Annotated in this window: 4 protein-coding genes; 3 read left to right on the top strand and 1 reads right to left on the bottom strand. The window is 35.7% G+C overall.

Annotated elements, in window-relative coordinates; genetic code table 11:
- Positions 1 to 287 precede the first annotated feature (287 nt).
- Positions 288 to 1463 (bottom strand): ISL3 family transposase, encoded by a 1176-nt coding sequence (locus AC220I_RS18680; protein ID WP_486725377.1) that lies wholly within the window; start codon positions 1461 to 1463, stop codon positions 288 to 290.
- Positions 1464 to 1962: 499 nt separating this feature from the next.
- Here AC220I_RS18680 and AC220I_RS18685 point away from each other — a divergent pair, with 499 nt between their 5' ends.
- The 3 genes from AC220I_RS18685 (at position 1963) to purB (ending at position 4100) form a co-directional block, all read left to right on the top strand.
- Entirely contained in the window at positions 1963 to 2229 is a 267-nt protein-coding gene (locus tag AC220I_RS18685; RefSeq protein ID WP_486725378.1) for a stage V sporulation protein S, read from the top strand.
- 15 nt (positions 2230 to 2244) lie between these two features.
- Positions 2245 to 2505, top strand: coding sequence for a stage V sporulation protein S (locus AC220I_RS18690; protein ID WP_486725379.1), 261 nt, complete (start codon positions 2245 to 2247; stop codon positions 2503 to 2505).
- Between the two features lie 164 nt (positions 2506 to 2669).
- A complete protein-coding gene (gene purB, locus AC220I_RS18695; protein WP_486725380.1) occupies positions 2670 to 4100 on the top strand; it encodes an adenylosuccinate lyase in 1431 nt (476 codons plus the stop codon).
- Positions 4101 to 4429 lie beyond the last annotated feature (329 nt).

A 4429-nucleotide genomic window follows, 5' to 3' on the forward strand; every position in this document is an offset into this window, starting at 1 on the left:
AATTAAAGAAGACGATTCTGAAGCTGAAGGTGAAACTGAAACAGTTGAAAAAGAACAAGTTTCAGCAGAACCAGTTAATCAAGACTAAAAAATTAAATGGAAAGAGCGTTAATCTTATTTTAGATTAACGCTCTTTAAATTGGCTCTAAGTCAATAGTTGGGGTGGGGATTCCATGAATTCCTGCTCCTTTCTTGTTTTTGGGGCTTTTAATGAGTAGATAGAACTAAAGCGTATTTTGAGCATTATTAATAAGCTACCATGATAGGTAGTTTTAAATTTACAATATTTAGTTGAGATGTAAGATTCGATTCCTGAAACGCAGAAAGTTTCTCACACCAAAGCTGACGCGTTTTAGGACTTTGATTTTATTGTTGAAACCTTCAGTGCAGCCGTTGGTATAGCCATATTTAAAGGCATTTAATATCTCCTTGCTCCAGTTCTTTAGAGCAGTGACGCAAGCCTTAAATTCTCTTAGATTAAGTGATTCAGCATATTTAAGCCATTCGTAAAACTCTTTTCGTTGTATAGCGTATTTCTTGTTATGACAAATGTCATAGAAAGCTTCCTTGAGCCTATAAGCTTGTCTAAGATCATCGTTATATAAGAGCATTGCTTCTAGACGTTCCTTTTCTCCATCGTTAAGTTTTGCATATCTCTTTGTTATAAGAGTTCTACTTCGCTTGAAGTATTTCCTTAGTTCTGGGGTCATGTTCTTTTGAACTCGTTTTCTCACGTTTTCTATGGCCCAAGTAACCTGTCTGATAAAATGGTACTTATCAATGATTATCGTCGCATTCGGAAAATACAGTTTTGCAATCTCAGTATATTGTTTCCACATGTCACAGACGAAAAATTGTACTTTAAGTCTCTCGTGTCTTGAATAGGATTTGAAATACTGGATGAGGTGTTCTTGTTTTCTATCTGGCAAAATATCCAAAATCATTTTTTTCTTTGGATCAACTAAGATGCATTGATATTTCTCGCCTCCAGCATTTCCTTTAAACTCATCAATCGCAAGAACTTTTGGAAGAGACGAGGGCTTGGAGTATTGAATATTATCAAAGATGCGGCTTACTGTAAAAGTTGAAACGTTAGCTTTTTTAGCCACAAGAGTCGTGGGAACACAATCCCGAAGCTCGTTACAAATGAAGGCAACTAGACGCCTTGTCATACGATGATACTTTGGGAGAAACTCATAAGGTTCATAAAATCGTTTTCCACAAGAACAAGCATATCTTCGTTTTCTTAAAACCAAGTAAGTGGTTTTGAACATGAAGGGAAGGTCTTTAATACGTTGATCTCTGTAGTCATGAATTTTCGTGGTTTCTTTGCCACAGCATGGACATTTGCTTAGTTTTGCCTTGGTAGAGATTACAAAGGTTGTGGAAGAATCACCATGGATTATTTTTTTTACATAACAGTCTTTTAAATCGAGTATTTTACTGGTAAAATTAGAATGCACTTATTTGATATCTCCTTTCTTTTGTTTGTCTAGACAACAACATTTTACAGGAGCATGGATTATAAGTGCATTTTTATTTTCAAAAAACTAAAAAATGCTGAGGTGGATTTATCCACCCCAACATTTATTGTAGAGCCTTTTTAATTATATAGATCATTAGTTCTCTTTCAGCTTTGAGAAAGAATTATCAACTTGCGAAAAGCGGTTAGATGATTATATACAACAAAATTTGAGCCGAAAGCTGTGATGAGGAGTCTTCAACCTCAAACAGCGTCAGCGAAAATTGTTTTGAGACATCGAAGATGGTTCAAATGTTGTTAAGCAACAAAATTTGAGCCATAAGCTTGCCTTATCTTAAAGAGGCATGATCATAATCCCTTTATACATATGAAACACACCAAAACTGATTTTAAAATGAATTTGTTTAGTCCTTATTACATAGGGTATATTTTTCTATAATTAGATACGAACTCTATTAGCAGTAAGGAGGATAACAGAAATGGAAGTATTAAAAGTAGCAAGTCATTCAAACCCTAATTCTGTAGCTGGTGCGCTTGCAGGCATTATTAGAGAAAATGGAAGCGCTGAAATTCAAGCAGTTGGGGCTGGCGCGCTAAACCAATCTGTTAAGGCCATTGCCATTGCGAGAGGATTTATGGCACCGAGTGGCGTTGATTTGAGCTTCATTCCGGCATTTACCGAAGTAATGATCAATGGCGAGGAACGAACTGCTATCAAACTAATTATTCAGAAGCACAATATTTAAAAGGAGGCAATGCTCATGGAAGTATTAAAAGTTTCTTCGAAATCGAATCCTAATTCTGTTGCTGGTGCTTTAGCAGGCGTTATTAGAGAACATGGAAGTGCTGAGATACAAGCGGTTGGCGCTGGTGCTATTAATCAGGCTATTAAAGCAATTGCTATTGCGAGAGGCTTTGTATCACCTTCTGGAATTGATCTTGTTTGTATTCCTGCATTTGCAGATATCATCATAGATGGCGAGGAAAGAACAGCAATAAAGTTGATTGTTCAACCTAGATAAAAATGAACTTAATATTAAATCATTAAAAGAGCCTTTGTGCTCTTTTTTTAAGTTGCACCGCAAATCAATTTAGTCTATAATTGATAAAGAAGGTGTATAAAAATATAATTGTTGGAGAAATAGTTCGGATTTAAACCGTCTTTATTCCAATTTGGAGGTAAATGATGTACGAAAATTATCAAAACCCATTAATTGAAAGATATTCTAGTGAAGAAATGTTAAAACAATTTTCACCGATGAAAAAATTCTCAACTTGGAGAAAACTATGGGTCGCTTTGGCTGAAGCAGAAAAAGAATTAGGACTAAATATCACAGATCTTCAAATTGAAGAAATGAAAAATAACATATATAATATCGATTTCAAACGTGCTGCAGAGTTTGAAAAAGAAGTTAGACATGATGTTATGGCGCATGTACATGCATTCGGCGAGCAATGTCCAAATGCAATGCCAATCATCCACTTAGGGGCCACAAGTGCTTATGTTGGTGATAATACTGACTTGATCGTCATGAAGGAAGCACTTGCAATCGTCAAGAAAAAATTGGCGGTTTTAATTGATAAACTCGGAAAATTTGCAGATGAGACTAAAAATATTCCAACACTAGGTTTTACACATTATCAACCAGCACAGCTTACAACGGTTGGAAAAAGAGCGACGCTCTGGTTAATGGACTTGGTAATGGATTATGAAGATGTATGCATACTCATGGATCAAATGAAGATGAGAGGGGCAAAGGGGACTACTGGTACTCAAGCTTCATATCTCAATTTGTTTGAAAACGACCACCAAAAAGTAAGTCAATTAGACGAGCTTGTATCTCAAAAGATGGGTTTCAAAGAAACACTTGCTGTTACAGGCCAAACCTATACACGTAAAATTGATGCAAAAGTACTTGGTGTCCTTTCAGGCGTGGCGATGAGCCTTCATAAAATGACCAACGATTTAAGACTTTTACAATCCTTAAAGGAAATTGAAGAGCCTTTTGAAAAGAAGCAAATCGGTTCATCTGCTATGGCATATAAGAGAAATCCAATGCGAAGTGAACGAATTTCTTCTCTTTGTAAGTATGTCTTATCATTGACATCTAGCCCTCAATTGGTTGCTGCAACTCAATGGTTTGAAAGAACCCTGGATGACAGCGCTAATAAGCGTTTGGCAATTCCAGAAGGATTCTTAGCGATTGATGCTTGTCTAGATATTGCAAACAATGTAACCACAGGTCTTGTCGTTTACGAAAAGGTTATCGAGAAACATGTTATGGCAGAATTACCTTTCATGGCAACTGAAAACATCATCATGGAAGCTGTTAAAAAAGGTGGCGACAGACAAGTAATGCATGAATCTATTCGAGTTCACTCTATGGAAGCAGGCCGTATGGTGAAAGAGTTTGGCCTTGAGAATGACCTTTTAGAGCGTATTGCAAAAGATCCATCTTTTAATTTGTCTGACAGTGACATTAAAACTTTATTGAATCCTTCAGATTATATCGGGAGAAGTTCAGAACAAGTTGATGAGTTTATCATCAAGCATGTTGAGCCAATTAGAAGTATGCATGCAGATGATTTGGGAACTAATATTGCACTTAAGGTGTAGGAAAACATATTTACTAATAGATTAATTTAAGGTTGTTAATAACATGGAAAGACTTTATCTCTTTTGAGATAGGGTCTTTTTTTATGGGCAATAGGGCAAGAGCAAATGGCAAGAAAACAATTATTTTTATACTAATTTCAATATACTTGAATGAATTACAATAATGTAGGTATAAATATTCTTAGAGAAATAATATATGGGACAAATAATATTTGGGGGACAAGAAATATGCCTAAAAAACTAATGTCTATTCGTACAGCTGTTATATTGCCATTCGTAGCTATTATGGTCATGATCATTGCTGTGTTCGTTGTTTTATGGCAAAAAGA

Source organism: Fusibacter sp. (assembly GCF_057447755.1).